Annotated in this window: 15 protein-coding genes; 8 read left to right on the top strand and 7 right to left on the bottom strand. The window is 49.1% G+C overall.

Annotation, left to right across the window (positions count from 1 at the left end):
• On the bottom strand, positions 1-607 hold a 607-nt coding region (locus tag A6395_RS05620; RefSeq protein ID WP_071398251.1), incomplete at its 3' end, for an NADP-dependent phosphogluconate dehydrogenase.
• A 205-nt stretch (positions 608-812) separates the two neighbouring features.
• Here A6395_RS05620 and A6395_RS05615 point away from each other — a divergent pair.
• From A6395_RS05615 to A6395_RS05605, 3 genes are all read left to right on the top strand, one after another.
• Positions 813-1,634: a YihY/virulence factor BrkB family protein gene (locus A6395_RS05615; protein WP_233589644.1), complete on the top strand. Its 822-nt coding sequence runs from the start codon at positions 813-815 to the stop codon at positions 1,632-1,634.
• A gap of 116 nt (positions 1,635-1,750) precedes the next feature.
• Positions 1,751-2,674 (top strand): LCP family glycopolymer transferase, encoded by a 924-nt coding sequence (locus tag A6395_RS05610; protein ID WP_071398249.1) that lies wholly within the window; start codon positions 1,751-1,753, stop codon positions 2,672-2,674.
• Between the two features lie 83 nt (positions 2,675-2,757).
• Positions 2,758-3,954, top strand: a complete 1,197-nt coding sequence (locus A6395_RS05605; RefSeq protein ID WP_071398248.1) for an alpha-amylase family glycosyl hydrolase — start codon at positions 2,758-2,760, stop codon at positions 3,952-3,954.
• A 38-nt stretch (positions 3,955-3,992) separates the two neighbouring features.
• On the opposite strand, the gene galE is transcribed toward A6395_RS05605, so the two are convergent.
• The gene (gene galE, locus A6395_RS05600; protein WP_071398247.1) at positions 3,993-5,033 is read right to left on the bottom strand and encodes a UDP-glucose 4-epimerase GalE; all 1,041 of its coding nucleotides are present in this window, start codon (positions 5,031-5,033) and stop codon (positions 3,993-3,995) included.
• Positions 5,034-5,229: 196 nt separating this feature from the next.
• Between galE and A6395_RS05595 the strand changes: the two genes are divergently transcribed.
• From A6395_RS05595 to A6395_RS05585, 3 genes are all read left to right on the top strand, one after another.
• A complete protein-coding gene (locus A6395_RS05595; protein ID WP_252100516.1) occupies positions 5,230-6,000 on the top strand; it encodes a tyrosine-protein phosphatase in 771 nt (256 codons plus the stop codon).
• 77 nt (positions 6,001-6,077) lie between these two features.
• On the top strand, positions 6,078-6,938 hold the full coding sequence (locus tag A6395_RS05590) for an NAD-dependent epimerase/dehydratase family protein (protein WP_071398246.1): 861 nt from the start codon (positions 6,078-6,080) through the stop codon (positions 6,936-6,938).
• A gap of 61 nt (positions 6,939-6,999) precedes the next feature.
• Positions 7,000-7,962, top strand: a complete 963-nt coding sequence (locus tag A6395_RS05585; RefSeq protein ID WP_071398245.1) for an aldose epimerase family protein — start codon at positions 7,000-7,002, stop codon at positions 7,960-7,962.
• 239 nt (positions 7,963-8,201) lie between these two features.
• On the opposite strand, the gene A6395_RS05580 is transcribed toward A6395_RS05585, so the two are convergent.
• Positions 8,202-9,707, bottom strand: a complete 1,506-nt coding sequence (locus tag A6395_RS05580; protein WP_071398244.1) for a hypothetical protein — start codon at positions 9,705-9,707, stop codon at positions 8,202-8,204.
• Entirely contained in the window at positions 9,704-11,392 is a 1,689-nt protein-coding gene (locus A6395_RS05575) for a hypothetical protein (protein WP_071398243.1), read from the bottom strand. Before A6395_RS05575 ends, A6395_RS05580 begins: the two co-directional genes overlap by 4 nt.
• 114 nt (positions 11,393-11,506) lie before the next feature.
• Between A6395_RS05575 and A6395_RS05570 the strand changes: the two genes are divergently transcribed.
• A complete protein-coding gene (locus tag A6395_RS05570; RefSeq protein ID WP_071398242.1) occupies positions 11,507-11,746 on the top strand; it encodes a hypothetical protein in 240 nt (79 codons plus the stop codon).
• A 9-nt stretch (positions 11,747-11,755) separates the two neighbouring features.
• Entirely contained in the window at positions 11,756-12,688 is a 933-nt protein-coding gene (locus tag A6395_RS05565) for a transglutaminase domain-containing protein (protein WP_071398241.1), read from the top strand.
• 85 nt (positions 12,689-12,773) lie between these two features.
• Here the strand turns inward: A6395_RS05565 and A6395_RS05560 are convergent, their stop codons facing one another.
• The 3 genes from A6395_RS05560 to A6395_RS05550 form a co-directional block, all read right to left on the bottom strand.
• On the bottom strand, positions 12,774-15,017 hold the full coding sequence (locus A6395_RS05560; protein WP_071398240.1) for a putative bifunctional diguanylate cyclase/phosphodiesterase: 2,244 nt from the start codon (positions 15,015-15,017) through the stop codon (positions 12,774-12,776).
• 372 nt (positions 15,018-15,389) lie between these two features.
• Positions 15,390-16,085 (bottom strand): N-acetylmannosamine-6-phosphate 2-epimerase, encoded by a 696-nt coding sequence (locus A6395_RS05555; RefSeq protein WP_071398239.1) that lies wholly within the window; start codon positions 16,083-16,085, stop codon positions 15,390-15,392.
• A 1-nt stretch (position 16,086) separates the two neighbouring features.
• Positions 16,087-16,893 carry a MurR/RpiR family transcriptional regulator gene (locus A6395_RS05550; RefSeq protein ID WP_071398238.1) on the bottom strand — a complete coding sequence of 269 codons (807 nt, stop codon included), beginning with the start codon at positions 16,891-16,893 and terminating at the stop codon, positions 16,087-16,089.
• Positions 16,894-16,914: the final 21 nt, after the last annotated feature.

The following is a 16,914-nucleotide window of genomic DNA, read 5'->3' as shown; positions in this document are numbered from 1 at the left end:
AGACACGGGCGACTTGTTCGTGGTCGTAATCGAATGGGCTCTTCTCGAGGATCTCGAACCCTTCGGCGATCGCCTGCATCATGCCGTACTCGATGCCGTTGTGGATCATCTTGAGGAAATGACCGCTACCACTCGGACCGGCGTACAAGTAGCCGTTGTCCGTCGACACGTCTTGGAACAACTCCTCGATCTTGCCGAACGCCTCGATATCGCCGCCGATCATCGTACAGGCGCCGTTGCGCGCGCCTTCCATGCCGCCACTCGTCCCGACGTCGAAGAAGTAGATCAGTTTGTCGTTGAAATGCTCGGCCCGTCGCATCGACTCCTTGTAGTTCGAGTTGCCGCCGTCGATGACGATATCCCCTGGAGACAACAGCGCATGCAAATCGTTCAGCACACGCTCGGTCACCTCACCGGCCGGCACCATCACCCAGACGACACGCGGACCCTTCAATTCGTTAACGACTGCTTCGAGCGAATCGAGCGTCTCGAACTGGCTCGTCGACACGTTACCCGGGTCGTAACCGAGCACGCGGTGGCCCCCGTCCGTCAAATTGAGCGCTAGGTTGAGTCCCATCTTGCCAAGTCCAATCATTCCTAGTTCCATATTCGTTCCCCCCGTTCGTGAGATGTGTACTTTACTTCAGTACCCAAAATGCGCAGGGGCTAAAAGGAGTGAACACGAGTTGCAGGGAAACCGATAAGAAATAGGGAAAGGGACATGAGTTGAATGGACACGCTTCGTTATCAACTTCTTGATCTCGGCTAGGAAGGATATTGATAAAATGAATATTTCGAAATGGATAAACCTTATGAAAGAGATACGGCGACGCTTTCGCGACCATAATATTAATGACTACAGCGCCACATTGGCCTTCTTTTGGTTTCTTGCCATCTTTCCAACGTTTTTTTTATTATTCGCACTCATGGCGTGGCTTCAAATCGATGAGGCGCTACTAATTGAACAAATTGAAACATTGGTTCCAGGTTCGAGCGTACGAGAACTGTTTGCCGTCGTCTACGATGTGAGCGGAAGCGTCAATGCAGGTCTTCTTTCCTTTGGTGCCGTGATTGCTGTCTGGTCTGCCACGAACGGAACGGCTCGCCTCGTAAAATTGACTGTCTTTGCCTACGGGGAGACAGAAGGGCGAGGCTATATCCGCCGTCGTTTGATCGGCTTACTGACGCTGCTCGCTTGGAGTGTTGGGGCAATCATCTTGATTGTGTTTCATATTTTTGGTCGCGAGTTCATTGAACTGATGTATTCCTTGTTGCCGCGGTTAGAGGACTTCAATCGATTGGCGACACTGGTTCGGTACACGATTTCGACAGTCATTCTCATCGTGGCATTCTCCGCATTTTATATGGTCGCACCGCAGCAACGTGTACGCTTTACTGAGACACTCCCGGGAGCGATCTTTGCCGTCATTTCTTGGCAAGTGATTTCGACTGGTTACAGTGTGTACGTTGATCAGTTTTCAATGTTTGGCGACACGTACGGGACGATTGGTGTCGTCATCTTACTTCAAATTTGGCTCTATTTGACGGCGGCGACGATGTTGCTTGGTGCAGAAATCAACGCGGCTTGGCCATCTGACTGGAAACGACGAGCCGAAAAGACCCACTTCCCTTAAAAACTGAAAAGAAAATACTAGTATTTTTTCGGAAAGCGCCGTATTTCAATAGAGAGGAAGGGAATTCTTCATACTAACTCCGTATTTAAACAATACGTGAAAGCGGGTGAAGACTGATGGCAAAACATCGAAAAAAATCATCATGGAAAAAGCTGTTGGCGATTATTCTCGGCGTCATGACGGTTGCATTCATCGTCGGAGGGGGCATCGTCTGGTCTATGTATCGCAATGTCAATGAAACCGTGACGAGAGTAAACGATAACCTTCAAATCAGTGAGAAGCGCAAACAAGTGGAAACGATTGAAGAAAAGCGTTCGGTTTCAGTCTTGCTTCTTGGCATCGATCGCCAAGGGAGCGAACAGGGGCGGAGTGACTCGATGATTGTCATGACCTTGAATCCGGAGACGAACGAAGGGGCGATGCTCAGCATCCCGCGGGACACATTGACTGAGATTGTCGGTCGCGGTGTTCGAGACAAAATCAATCATGCTTACGCGTTCGGTGGAGCGGAGATGGCGATGGATTCGGTCGAGGCGCTACTAGCTATCCCGATCGACTATGTTGTTGAGACAGATATGGATGCATTCACTGAAATCGTCGATACGCTCGGTGGAATTACAGTGACGAACAACTTCGCCTTTTCAACGGACGGTTATCGTTTCCCGGTCGGAGAGGTCGAGTTGGACGGAGAATCGGCGTTGTCCTACACCCGGATGCGTTATGAGGATCCGAACGGTGACTTTGGCCGTCAAGAGCGCCAGCGTGCCGTCTTAACCGCCATCGTTGAGAAGGGGCGCTCTGACTTCTCAGTCGACACCGTGACTCGCCTCTTAGACGTTGCCGGTAATCATGCGAAAACGAATATAGAGTTTAACGAGCTCGTGACGCTGTCAACCGATTATATGAATTCGTTCCGCAATGCGAGCACGCTCCGCATCGAAGGGGCAGGGGGTATTGAATCAGACGGCATCTACTACTGGAATCCAGATGCGGCATCCCTTGCTGACGTGCAAAACGAGTTGAAGCGACTAATGGAGTAAGGCCGTCCGTAAAGACGGCCTTTTTAGCGTTTTAAATTAGCCGAAAGGTGGGAGTGATAAGAACAGACCTAGGAGGGATGATTATGATTTGGGACAAGTTAGAACCGATTGTACAACGACTAGAAGATGACCATACGACAGAAGAGTGGCGTCGCACGTTAGAAAAGTGGGAAGGTCATATTTGGCACGATCATGATGCTGTAGACGAAAAGACGAGCGTGCTCATGGCTGATGCGAACGCCGTGACAGTGAATCGGAAGCCTGACCTTGATGCGCTCCATGAACTGTTGACAGACCATGTCCAGGCGTCGGTTAGTGATCTGTATCTTGTATCACTCTTTCCATACTCGACTCATCCAAGCGATACGCCTTTGAGTCCTCGCGTCAGATTATATGAAGATCTCGGACGCTTCAGTAACGAGTTTGAGCTCATGTTCGAGATGGATCTTGACGTCTACAATGAGAAACAGTTCGATATGCTGAAAGAGACGGATGCATTTATTGAGCGGCTCGCGCAGGGCGCTATGAAAATCCGCGTCCACATCCAGTCGTTTAGAGGGATGCCGGAAGACAGTATCAAAAACGTCCTCGCGCTATGGCATACGATACTCCACCATTATAAACCGAACGGACAACTCATTCTTGCTTGTGAGGCGGTAAATTGTTCAGCACATGTTTATTTTGAAGTCGTCGATGCAATATGTCACTTCGACTTGTCTTCCCATACGATTCTAGCCTTTGCCCAAGGGAATGCTACCCGGCTCTCGGACTGGGCACGCTCCATCGAGGCGCCGCCGGCTGAGAAAACTTACTTCAATTTCTTGTCGATGGCGGAGCGGGACCCGTTCGAGAAAAACTTGATTGATCCGGGTGTCGAGATGCTACTCGCGGCCCATAGTATCTTGTTCTCGCTCCAAGGGATACCGTCCGTTGATTACCGTACGTTGCTTGGGGTAAGCACTCCGACCGACCGTGACACGCTCGTCCAAGAATTGAAGACCGACCCGTATCGTCTGCAAGTGTTCTCCGGTATTATCAGTCAGCTGAACGTCAAACGAACGCACCCTGCTTTTTCTCCGTACGCGGAACAACGGATTCTGAAACAGGATTCCCGACTATTCGCGGTAGAACGAAAGGCAGGCAATGAGACCGTTCAACTGTATACGAACGTCAGTGAGGAAACAGTCCGATTGCCTGTTCGTGGAGAAAGTTTATTCACAGGCGAACCGATTGAAACAATCGACTTGGCCCCATATGACTACGTATGGATCCGGACATGAAATTCCCCCGTCTCAAACGAGGCGGGGGGTGTTCGTCGTCATGAAGGACCAGTTTGCTGTCGATAACCGACAGGGTTTTTAGACTGCCACATCCATGCGTCGCGGCACATATCCTCAATGCTCAGTTGAGCCTTCCATCCCAATTGCCGTTCCGCTTTAGAAGCGTCGGCATAACAAGTTGCGATGTCCCCGTGCCGTCGCGCGACGACTTGATAAGGAACCGACTGTGTCGTCGCCGTTTCAAAGGCTTTCAAAAGTTGTAAGACGCTGTAGCCAGAGCCAGTCCCGAGATTGAAAGGTTCGGCACCGGTGTGCAAGAAGGTGTAAGCAAGTGCCTTTAAATGTCCGTTTGCCAAATCCATTACATGGATATAGTCACGCACCCCGGTACCGTCTTCTGTCGGATAATCGTCCCCGAATATACTCAGTTGCGGCAAGCGTCCAATCGCGACCTGGGTGATGTAGGGCATAATATTGTTCGGCGTATCATTCGGGTCCTCACCGATTTGACCGGACGGATGGGCCCCGATTGGATTGAAATAACGCAAAAGGGCGATACTCCAAAGCGGGTCGGCGGCTGCCGCATCACGCATAATGTCCTCAATCATCAGTTTGGTTCGTCCGTACGGGTTTGTCACGCGGAGCGCGGCCGTTTCAATAATCGGGACACGGTCGGGTGTACCATAAACGGTAGCGGAAGAACTGAAGACCATTCGTTTAACGTCGTGTCGATGCATGACTCGCATCAACGTGACTGTCCCGGCAACATTGTTTTCATAATAAGCGAGCGGGAGTTCAACGGATTCTCCAACTGCTTTCAAGCCGGCAAAGTGGATGACGGCATCAATCGCGTGATCGTTGAAAATTCGCTCGAGAAATAGTTCGTCTAAGATATCGCCTTCATAAAATTGAAGGGATTTCCCGGAAAGCTGTTCAACCCGTTTAATGGACTCTTTGCTAGAGTTTGACAGGTTGTCAATTACGACGACAGAATATCCATCGTCAAGTAATTGAACACATGTATGGGAGCCGATATATCCGGCGCCGCCGGTAACTAAAATTGTGAAAGCAGCACTCATAGGGATAACTCCTTCCTTTTAATAAAAGCAGGACTTCTATACCTATACCACCGACGAATCAACAATAAGAGAGAACATGCGATCATAATTTCGTTAAGATTGTTCATAACTATACAGCAACTGAAATTTGCCAGCTAATAGGAATATGGATGGAGGAAAACGAATAAATAAATGTTATGGCAAAGGAGGGAACGAAATGGAGATAGTCGATATACATTGCCATATCTTGCCGAACGTAGATGACGGACCTGCTACGATGGAGGAGGCGCTTGAAATGGCAAGACGGGCGAATACATCGGGTGTCACGGATCTTGTCGTTACACCACATCTGTTTCATCCGCAGTTTGATACAGAGACGATCAATGTCGAGCATGAAATGAACGAGTTGCAACGTACGCTTGATGCGGAGAAAATCGTGCTTCGCTTACATAGCGGAAACGAGGTCAGGATCAGTGGAGACGTGTTGGATGAACTTGATCAAGGGAATGTCAGGACACTTGGGAACTCGCGCTATGTGTTAATCGAATTTCCTCATCAAACCGTCCCTTCATACACAGAATCTTTATTCTTTGGGTTGCAGATTGCGGGCTATGTCCCCGTCATTGCCCATCCTGAACGGAATCAACAGTTACTCATCGAGCCAGAACGGTTATATCGTTTCGCATCGGCTGGTTCGTTGTCACAAGTGACGACGGCGAGTGTGGCCGGTCACTTTGGGCGACACACACAAGAGATGGCACTCGTTTTTTTACGTCATCAGTTAAGCCAATTGATTGCCTCGGATGCCCATAACAGTTCATCGAGAGCTTTCTTTTGGGAAGAAGCGGTAGCGGTGTTGAATAAAGAACTAGGCGTAAAGTGGACCGGAAAAATCCTTCATAACAGCGAATCGGTGTTGAAGGATGAAGTGATTTTAGTGGATGATTTGAACATGCCGAAGAAAAATTGGTTGGGGAAGTGGAAGTGATAGAGAGCCGCCGCGGCTACTCGAATTGGTTTAGTTTGAGGGGTAATTATCACATTTGCAATTAAGGGGGATAACACGTGATAAAAGTATTAATCACAGGAGCCGACAGTTACGTCGGAAAAGCGTTCAAACAATGGGTGGAAGACCGGTATTCAGAACGGATCCACGTCGATACGGTCGGGATGCGTGACGGTGCATGGAGACAACGTTCGTTTGAAGGTTACGATGCAATCTTGCACGTGGCCGGGATTGCCCATGTGTCGACGGATAAAAGTATGGAAGACCTCTACTACAAGGTGAACACGGAGCTGACCGCGGAAGTCGCAGCCAAAGCGAAGCGGTCTAGCGTCAAGCAGTTCATCTTCCTCAGCAGTATGATCGTCTACGGGGACGCAACGAACGCGAAAATAATCACGCGCGACACCGTGCCGAACCCGACCAACTTTTACGGCGACAGCAAGCTCCAAGCCGAGAACAAGCTCGCGGAGTTGTCAGACGAGACGTTCATGGTCGCGAACGTCCGGTCGCCGATGATTTATGGGAAGGGCTCGAAAGGCAATTATGTCAAACTCGCCGGGCTCGCACGGAAGATCCCGTTCTTCCCAAGCTATCAGAACAAGCGCAGCATGATCCATATCGACAACTTGTCCGAATTGTTAGCGCTCATCGTCTTGAACGGAGACGGCGGGACGTTCCATCCCCAGAACGCGGACTACGTGTGTACGTCCGACCTCGTCTCGATGATCGGGGCCGTCCACGGCAACCACGTCCGGCGCTTAGGTCTATTCAACGGCGTCATCGGAAAACTCGTCGACCGAAACGTCACGATGAACAAGCTGTTCGGGGATTTTGCGTACGCGAAAGAGCTGTCGGCGTATCCGCAGGACTATCACGTTCGCGATTTCTTTGACAGCGTCGTCGTGACAGAACGAAAGTAAGTGGAGTACGGCGCGTCGACTACGGGAATGAACAGGTAAACTAGTCGAAGTAGGTGAGCCAATGAGAGAAGCAACGATTGAAAACAAGAACGGTATGCTGCTGTCGGCGATCGAGTATGGCTGTGCCATGACCGAGCTGACGGCACCGGACCGTGACGGTAACATGGACTCTGTCATTTTGAAATATGGCGACTTGGATCAATACCTCGAGAACCCGGTCTATTTGGGCTCGGTCGTCGGCCGTATCGCCGGAAGAATCCGTAACGCCGAGATTAATGGTGTGGCCTTGACCCCAAGCGAGGCCCCGCATCATATCCACGGCGGGACGGACGGTATCACGTCGCGGTATTGGGACATGGACGTCGACGGACAGGCGATTCAATTCATATACTTAAGTCCGGACGGGGAAGAAGGCTACCCGGGGAACGTCCGCTTCAAAGTCATCTATGAACTGACGGACGACAATGAACTCGTCGTCACGATGACGGCCGCGACGGATGAACTGACGTGGGTCAACTTGAACCATCACAACTATTTCAATCTCGGTGGCCAGCCGACGATCCACGATCATCTGCTGACGTTACCGGCCGACCACGTCGCGCGGCTCGATGACGAGTCGCTCCCGACCGGGGAACTGCAGCCTGTCGATGCGACACCGTTCGACTTCCGCGACGGGAAACGAGTCGGCGAGGCGATTACGTCAGACGACGAAGCCATCGCGAAAGCGGGCGGGCTCGATCATCCGTTCATCTTGAAGGATGGGGTGGCGCGGTTGCATGACCCGGTGAGCGGACGCGTGCTCGACGTCGAGACGAACCAACCGGTCATGGTCGTGTATACGGCCAATTTCCTCAGTGAAGAGACACCCGTCACGCTCGAGGGACGGCAGAAGCATAGCGCCATCTGTTTAGAAGCCCAAGCGCTTCCGGACGCGCCGCACTATCCAGACATCGCCACATCGATCGAACTGAAACCGGGTGAGCTGTATCATTCGAGGACGGTGTATCGGTTTGGGGTGGAGTGAAAAAAGACCATCAAACTTGTGTATGACAAGTTAGATGGTCTTTTGCGTTGCGCTTTTACAGTATATAGCTCATTCAACACTTCGGTCACCGTCGCACTAAATGAACGAAACGCAAGAGCATCGACGAGCGACGTCATGGCTTCTTTCACAATGATTACGTTCGTCCAGTCGGAGACAGCGGTCGAATTTTCTAGTTGTAAGATGGTACGAGTAAGTAGGGAATAAGAGCTCTTTTATGATCAGTATTCGCCGCTGAGTTTCTTCCATTCTTGCTCTAAATGAGCGTCAACGGCTTTCCAGTCGTACACGTCTTTCCCGAGCACATGCTTCAGCTCTTGCATTGAGGCGAAGGCAAAGCGACTCCAGGCGACGTAGTTCAAGCGTGTCGCAAATAAAATCGGGACGTTGCCACTTCGGATGTAGGCATCCATCCCGTCGGTCAGGCATAGAGCACCGTGACCGACGAGCAGCATCTTCCGGAGTGTCGGTTTGTTGCCGACAGGGATTGACTCCAACCATCCGTTTTTGTGATAAAACAGACTCTTCAAACCCCAAAGCAGGCGGATGACGAGTTCGTTGAAGACGACCGGAACCGCCATCGCGACACCGTGACGCGCATCATACCCGCTCTCGAACACTTTAGTCGAGAAGTCGGCAAACGAGAGTGTCTTGCCTTTATGGGAAACCTGTCCGAAGTCGGCGAATTGGAACAGTTCGAAAAATGGGAGCGGGATGCCAGCGCCACGACGACCATCGTCATGCCCCCGGACACCACTCGATCCTGAAACGTCTGATAAAAGATGACCAATCCAGTTAGCGAACCCGGCGAACAGTTTAGCCAACACGTTTCCACCTTGAAGCACCTGCGTCCCGTCTTCTTTTGGCTCGAGCCGAAGCAGTCGGCCGTCCGAGATGAAACTGGCCTTACCCGTGAATTGATCTAAAATCGAGAAGAACAAACCGATGATATCCGGCGCGTGGGCAAGTGATTTCAAGTGGTGGTCCGACGGGCGCATATTGAGCGTTGTTGCGCCCATCTTTAAATCACTCGCATAGCGCGCGTCGTAGTTCACTTTAAACCGACGCTCTAAAAAACCGATGGCGCTCGCAATCGAATCCGGTTGTTTGCGGAGACGGGCCCCGTTTTTTTTATCCTGTTTCCAGACGAGGTTTGCGAACTTGATGACGACGTTGTCGACTTTCTCATCTGACCAACTGCGAAATTTGCTGTCCGTTGGTGAACCGACAAAGAAACTGTCAATCACCCCCGCGACAAGACCGCTGAAGGACGCAATCATGTAGTCGTAGCGGTCACATTCCGCTTCCTTCAGCAAGAACTCCTCTTTGAACGTTGTTGCCAAATCGTGACGCTGTCGTGCCGTCAACAAATGGGCGAACGGGTCGTCGAGCCCAGACACGTCATGTCGCGTCGCATACGTATCCAGTTCGGCCAAATAGATATCCCAAGAGACGTCCGAGACTTGAATCGGCTCGAGTTCGTCAAACATCGGGACGGCTAGCGGGGCAAGCGTTGTTGCCTCCGCTGAAAGAGACTGCTCGTTCATGAGCCGCATCATATCTTCAAACAAATCATCGAGGACAGCAGCCTGTGCATCCTGTGTATTTTCAAGTTGTGATAGATGCTTGTTTACTTCACCTAAGCGTTGCTCGGCCTGGGCGGCTTGATGCTGTTGGACGAGTAGCGCTTTCGCCTTGTCTACCATGTCTTGTTCGGACCGGTTCATCTGTCACCGAAGACGTTCTTGACGAGACGCTTCGCTCCACCCGTCACTTCAGCGAGACCGCCGCCTGTCATCTCGAAGTAACCGATCGCTTGGAATGACTCATGCAATTGTTCTAGTTCTTCGAGCGTGAGCGTCTCTTTCAAGACGAGCTCCTCTTCGTTACTGAACGTCATGTCATCCAATTGTATTGGTTCAGGCGTATAACACGTATAGATGTAATCGCGAATCTTTTGATATGTCGCTTTCGACGTCAACTCATCTAAGCGAACCGTACTCAGTTTTGACGGTAGTTGCGTCATGATTTGTTCTTTCTGCGAATGGGTTTGCTTACCGGCGCTGAATTGAGCACTTTGGCTGAGCATCTGTAGCATATTGGATAACTGATTGATTTTCTCCGAATTTTCATTCCCCTGTTGGATGGCGACAACGAGACGACTTGAAATCTCATTGATGTCTTCGAGCAAATAGTTGAGCGTCTGCTGAGTGTTCCGGATGATGGCTTGAAGCATATATTCCCGTTGCTTATTATTCTCGATATCTTTAATTCCTGTGATTTTCTTCAATCCCTGGTATGTCCCGACTCCGATGACGACCAACACCCCGATTCCGGTGAACATGCTCGAGAATCCAAGCAATCCGCCCATGCCGAGAGAAGCCAAACCAGACGTCAATCCGGCGGCGCTCAAGCCGACGACAGATCCTGATAAATAGATGGCCGTCAATGGGACTCCGACCGCGGCCGCTTTCGCCGCCAAGTCTTTCATCGACTTGGCAATCTCAGAGTCATTTTTCCGGAACGTCAAAATATCCTCATCGCTTTGGATAGCACTTGAGATAAGTTCGATTTCGTCTCTTGAAATCGACAGATCCTCTTTTAGTTGTTGGAGAAACGCATTCTCAAACCATGCTGAGAGTGGGCGTTTTAATTTGAACAGATAAAGTAAGTCTTTGAACAATGATTTCTCGACGATGGAGAAATCGATCGTCGTCGACAGGGCACGTAATTCTTCAATCAAGTCGGTCGTCGAAGTGTGAAGCGACGGGTTGCTCAAGTAGCTTCGAAGCTGCAATCGATACTCGGAACTGAGGTGAATCCGAGTGACGAGTGACATGAGTTCACTGTACTCTTTCGCATCGATTTGCTGGTCATTGACGAAGGTGAAATTGGCCAAAATTTTTAAATATGTAAGCTTATACGTTTCCGGCAAGTCGGCGAGGGGGGTCACTTGCGAGACGTTGACGAGTTCGTCTTCTTTGTCTTTGAGCGCTGCGATGCCGTTTAATAACTCGACGACGCCTTCGACGTTATACGTCGCGAGCTTGTCGGTCATACTATAGTCGTATTGCTCGGTGTGCATGACGACATGAAGCTTCTCTTTCCGCTTGTCGTTTTTATATGTTACTTCTCGTTCTAAGTCGACACGTTGCAAATCTTTGTAGAGCACACAGATTGGCTTTTCAAGAAGCGGTTTGAAGTAGAAGCGGTCCCCTAAAAACAGCATGCCTTCTTTGCCGCTCTTAAAGAGAGTTGAATCGTACAAAACGACGACGTGTTCTGGAAGTGCATCTTGCGCATAAGTTTTAATGGCACCGTTCAATTTTTTGTCGGGTACGTTAGGAGCGATATGTGTTCCTTCGCCGAGCGCAGTTTGGGCGTACTCTTTCAAATATGTATTGATATTCATGCGGCAACACCTTCCATATATTGTTTATAGAGTTATTATATACTTATAGAGGTTTAAGAGTAGGGAAAATATTCTATTCGGTAGCATACATGAACGAGAGGAGAAACGAACGTCGTGAATGTCATCATGTATACGTTGATCGTGTTATTAAGTGGGGGGATTACGATTCTCTTGTTTCGTCAAGGTCATGAAATGAGAATTGTCCATCGGGCATTAAAGCGTGAACTTCGTCCCATCCGAATCGAGTTGAAAAAGTATGAGCATAATCCCGCTAAACAGTTTGAACTGCTCGATCCGGTGTACAGAAAAGTCGTGTTTCAAGTTCATCCTAAATTGAAGATGAAACGGACGTAGCTAGAACAGATGGTCAGCGATGAACTCAATCGTCTTATCAAAAGTAGACGGTCGGCACTTTGGTCGTCCATCGTTGTGACCGGACGCGGCGTGTTGACAATGACAATGCTCGGGGTCAGCTTCGTGAGCGGATATATGGTGTATATGGAAGGTGACATGACGGAACTTTTCGGTCCGAAACAAGTCAAGAGTCAAACCGCTACGATTTTAGGGGACACGTTCGAGTTACCAGAACAAATCGCCTCACCGGAAGAACTCGGCATGGCGCTCGCTTATCATATGAGCCAATTCGATGAATCATTCAGCATCCGTTATATCGGTAAAAGTCGTGACTTCGAGCAGACGATGGGTGAAGCGTGGGATTGGCTCGAAGCGAACCATATTTATGTCTTCCGCTTGTCACGCGGAGGCGAGACAGAGTATCGGGATCACGGCGGGTATGTCGATTTGGATATGCAATTGGCCTACGATATGAACGTCGAGGAAGCTAAGCAAATCGAAGCAAAAGTCGATCAAGTCGTTACGGAGATGCCTAGCGGCTTGAACGATTATGAGAAAGTGAAATATGTGAACGACTACGTCGTCTTGAATACAGCTTATAACTTGGATAGCGTGGCGAGTCCGTTTACCCCGTACTCGATTCTATTCAACGGGGAAGGTGTCTGTGAAGGGTACGCGCTGACGACGTTGCTTCTGTTAGAAGCGGCTGGAGTAGAGGCGAGATACATCTCAGGCGAGGCCAGGACGGAGTTGCACGCGTGGAACCTCGTCAAGCTGGACGGTGCTTGGTATCATCTCGACACGACGTGGAACGATCCGGTCCCGAATCGGCCAGGAAAAGTCGGGTACGACTACTTCTTGGTGTCGGACGAGACGCTACAGAAAGATCATACGTGGGAAGCGGGGAACTATCCGGTGACGGGGCGGACCGATTTTCAATGACTCGCTGGTCTAGGAATGCACAAAACTCTGAATGAGCACGTTCACGTGCAAGCATTCAGGGTTTTGTGTGCAATTTTTAATTATCTCAATGGATGAATGAGAAAGACTTTAAATATCGTTCAAAGTCAGCTCGATCTAGCGGTTTAGAGAGCAAGTAGCCTTGACCGAGCGTACAGCTATTTTGTTTAAGGAATTGTAGTTGGAAGTCTGTCTCAATCCCTTCAGCGATAATATCCAAATCGAGGTTCAACCCAAGTTCGATGATTGTTTTAACCATCGGTGAAGACGCGGACTCATCCAATCCTTTAACAAACGATTGATCGATCTTTAACGCATCAATCGGCAAATGTTGTAAAACATGCAGCGAAGAGTAGCCTGTACCGAAATCATCAATCGAAGTCCGGACACCAAGTTCCTTTAACTGATGCAATAGGGTCGTCGTCACTTTCGTGTTCTGCATGATGGATTCCGTAATTTCGAGTTCAAGACAAGACGGTAAGATCCTTGTACGTCCGATGATTTGTTTCACCATAGCAATGAAATTTTCGTCTTCTAATTGCCTGACCGAGACATTGACGGCGACATTCAACTGTGGAATCCCGAAAGATTGCCACTCCTTGACTTGGTGGCATGCTTCTTGCATCACCCACTCTCCGATATCGATAATCATACCTGTCTCTTCCGCTGCAGGAATAAACTCCATCGGCGAGACCATTCCTAGGACAGGGTGGTTCCATCGCAACAGCGCTTCGACGCCATTCAATTCATTGGTTTTCAAATCGATTTTTGGTTGATAAACAAGATGAAATTGCTGTTTCTCGAGCGCAATCTTTAACGCTTTTTCAATCTCCATCTTTCGTTGCATTTTTGTCATCATTTCGGTGTCGAATGACAGAAAATTATTTTTCCCTTTCGCCTTTACTTCGTACATGGCGACATCCGCCTTCGTCAATAAGTCCTCGGCGTTTTCTGAGTGCTTAGGAAACAGACTGATTCCGATACTCGGGGTTAGACTCATGGTTTTCTCAGCGACCGTCATCTCGATTGCAAAGAGGTCGAGCAAGGCGTTCGCAAAAATCTCGGCACTTTCTTCAGACCCTTCACGCAACACGACTACAAATTCATCCCCGCCGAGTCGATAAAGACGCTCGTTCTCTCCCGTGATTAAACGGATATGTTCCGCGACAGCAATCAAGACTTTATCGCCTACGGGGTGTCCAAGGGAATCGTTAATATATTTGAATCGATCTAGATCAATCATCAATAGCGCCAATCGTTCATCCTTATGGCTTATATAACGTTTTAAATCGGTGATAAGGCTATGACGATTGCGCAACCCTGTCAGACTATCATGAAAAGCTAGATGCTCCATTTGCGCAAGGATGTGCTTGTTTTCTCGAATGATGAAAAACTGTCTTCCGACAATCAAGAAGTAAGTGACTGTTAAAGCGACACTGAGTACGTTGATTTTCCAGTCATAACTATACATGACGAGCACATTTAATAGAATGCCACTCGCATAAGGCAAATAGAGCTCGTACTCCGCGTTCTGGTTGATTTTATTTTTGCTCCCGGTGCCTGACAAATATTCGCGGGATAAGAGTCCCGTTAATCCAATCAGAAGTGGAGCGATTGTCCACAAAACGTGAGCGACATTTGAAATTTCTGGGTACGAGATTACCATCATGACATCCGCAGTTGCTTGTAATAAAAGTCCTGCCACTAAAAATAAGATCGTCTTCTCTGTTTTTTCTGCTTGGACCATATAATAGAGAATAATACCTAAGAACAAAATACCAAGATCGACGAATTGATAAATATACATAATCGCGTGAATATAAAGTGGATAGTCTAACGCAGATTGGAATGGCTGCAACAAGAAATGGGAGCTGACGGCCATCGCCATGACCATATAGATTGAGAGGTTAAACCGATATTGACGGTCAGTAAGTAAAAAACCACTTTTTTGCGTGCGATCAATGAGCGACATCAAAAATAACGGGTATGAAAAAATCCAAAATAAATTTGCGAGAAATCGTTTCGAGGGATGCAGATACTGCATTTCTAACAGTAACCATACAAAATTTCCGATTGTCAGGGTGATAAGAGCCCACAAGATATATATCCAATATCGCGGAGGGTCGTTATGGTGACGAATCGAGGTGGTCATCCAGAAGACACTAACCATTCCAGAAAAAAATGGAAGTATACCGATGCTCATCGATTGATGATTATCTAACATCGTAACGAGAAAGGTGCATGCTAAAAAAATCCCGCTAATTGTCAGATATAAAGATAATGGTGACCGTTTATGCTTACTCGCTGCCATACGTTTGACCCTCTCTTTCGATTTTTTTTATGATACGTGCAAGTAAAATGAAGGGTCGCTTCGTTCGATTTTCATTGAGGGACATGCGAAAAATCCCTGAGGTGGTCAGTGCTCTCAGGGGAAATCGAAGTCTCGTCTAAAATGCATCCTATCATTATGCTCCTCTATCTCATCGTGATTATCGATAAAAACGATAGTCTAAATATCATTTTATCATTTTTTAGATTTTTGTCCCTTTTTTTATAGAGCATTACTAGTTTAATTAATCGCATACAAAAAACCTCGAAGGGATCACGTCTATCATCCAATTCGAGGTCATGTTGAACTTCTCAATTCTGATTCTTAATAGTGATAAGGGGAGAGGACAGGCACTTATATTGAACTTTCAGAGTGTATGGCTAAAGCAGCCTCAAACCGCGCCGTGATCTGTTGTGGACGCGTGATGGCTCCACCGACGACGACGGCGTGAGTGCCGAGGTCCATGCAGCGTTTCGCCATCTCCGGCGTCAAGATGTTACCTTCGGCGACGACCGGTTGCGTGACGCGGTCGAGCACGTCTTTCAAAAACTTGAAGTCGTCGTGGAAGAGGAGCGAGCCGTTCGTCTCGGCCGTATAGCCGTGAAGCGTCGTCGAGATATAGTCGAAGCCGAGTCGGTCCGCTTCGATACAATCCTCAAGCGTCGCGCAGTCAGCCATGAGGAGTTGGTTCGGATAAATCGAACGGATGGCGTGGACGAGTTCTTGTAGTGTCATGTTGCCAGGACGCAATCGTTGCGTCGCATCGAGGGCAATCACGTCGACGCCGACCTCGATCAATTCTTCGACTTCCTGCATTGTCGCGGTGATAAACACGTCGCTGTCCGCATAGTCGCGTTTGACGATCCCGATGATCGGGACGTTCACTTGCTGTTTGATTTCACGAATATCTTTCGCCGAATTGGCCCGGATGCCTTTGGCGCCGCCTTGGACGGCCGCGATTGCCATCCGACCCATGATGAAATCGCTATGGAGCGGCTCATTCTCGAGTGCTTGGCACGAGACAATCAATCCGGTTGGTAAATTCGTCATCTTAATCACTTCTTTCTTTTAATCGATCGAGCGCTTTCAATGTCTTTAAATAATGCGCTTTTAAGTCTTCATTCGTTTCCATCAATGTCTTCGTCACCGCGTCCGCTGTGAAGAGGAGCGGGAGTTGTGTGTTGATTAAGAACGCCTCACCCGACGCGCCGGCCGTCAACAGTCGATGGTCGACAAGCTCGGCGAGAGGGGAGTGCTGATAACCGACGAAAGCGACGGTCGTACAGCCCGATTCTTTGGCGAGCTGGACGGCTTGGACGACCTCTCGGCTCTCACCGCTGTTCGAGAAGGCGATAATCAAGTCGTCTTTCGTCACAATCGAGGCGTCCATGACCATGCTGTGGCTATCGAACGCCGTCGTCGCGAGCAATCCCATGCGCCGCAAGCGGTACTCCATCTCTTGGGCGACGAGCCCGGCGTTACCGAGTCCGTATAGATGGACCGAGCGGCAACCTCGGATATGGTCGCAGATGGCTAACAGCTCGTCTTGATCGATCAAGTGAGCGGTCGTCTGAATCAATTCGATATACGACCGTTGCATCGGTTCGAGCGACGTCGCCGTCTGGGGCAAGTTCGTTTCCGTCAATGTCTTTTGCATCATGAGCTTCAGTGCCGAATAGCTTCCGACCCCGATCGTTTTACAGAACCGGGTCACGGTCCCAGGTGACGTCTGGATGGCTTGCGCCAACTCGGTGATCGTTAACTCGATGGCGTCGTTCATATTCGTCATGAGGTAATCGGCAATCTTCTTCTCACTGTCCGTCATCTCTGGATAGACGTCTTTCATTTGTTCCCACACGGCTGTTCCCTCCAACACAAT

Origin of the sequence: Exiguobacterium sp. SH31 (assembly GCF_001816105.1) — a bacterium.
GTDB lineage: Bacteria > Bacillota > Bacilli > Exiguobacteriales > Exiguobacteriaceae > Exiguobacterium > Exiguobacterium aurantiacum_A.
Note: the sequence above shows the minus strand (reverse complement) of the source record. Positions and strands in the feature narration are given on the sequence as shown.

Bases quoted from the DNA above. Each gene is read 5' to 3' on its own strand.
- A6395_RS05575 (WP_071398243.1), bottom strand. From the start codon at position 11,392: ATGAATATCAATACATATTTGAAAGAGTACGCCCAAACTGCGCTCGGC.
- A6395_RS05580 (WP_071398244.1), bottom strand. From the start codon at position 9,707: ATGAACCGGTCCGAACAAGACATGGTAGACAAGGCGAAAGCGCTACTC.
- A6395_RS05565 (WP_071398241.1), top strand. From the start codon at position 11,756: ATGGTCAGCGATGAACTCAATCGTCTTATCAAAAGTAGACGGTCGGCA.
- galE (WP_071398247.1), bottom strand. From the start codon at position 5,033: ATGAGTGCTGCTTTCACAATTTTAGTTACCGGCGGCGCCGGATATATC.
- A6395_RS05555 (WP_071398239.1), bottom strand. From the start codon at position 16,085: ATGACGAATTTACCAACCGGATTGATTGTCTCGTGCCAAGCACTCGAG.
- A6395_RS05585 (WP_071398245.1), top strand. From the start codon at position 7,000: ATGAGAGAAGCAACGATTGAAAACAAGAACGGTATGCTGCTGTCGGCG.
- A6395_RS05560 (WP_071398240.1), bottom strand. From the start codon at position 15,017: ATGGCAGCGAGTAAGCATAAACGGTCACCATTATCTTTATATCTGACA.
- A6395_RS05615 (WP_233589644.1), top strand. From the start codon at position 813: ATGAAAGAGATACGGCGACGCTTTCGCGACCATAATATTAATGACTAC.
- A6395_RS05610 (WP_071398249.1), top strand. From the start codon at position 1,751: ATGGCAAAACATCGAAAAAAATCATCATGGAAAAAGCTGTTGGCGATT.
- A6395_RS05595 (WP_252100516.1), top strand. From the start codon at position 5,230: ATGGAGATAGTCGATATACATTGCCATATCTTGCCGAACGTAGATGAC.
- A6395_RS05605 (WP_071398248.1), top strand. From the start codon at position 2,758: ATGATTTGGGACAAGTTAGAACCGATTGTACAACGACTAGAAGATGAC.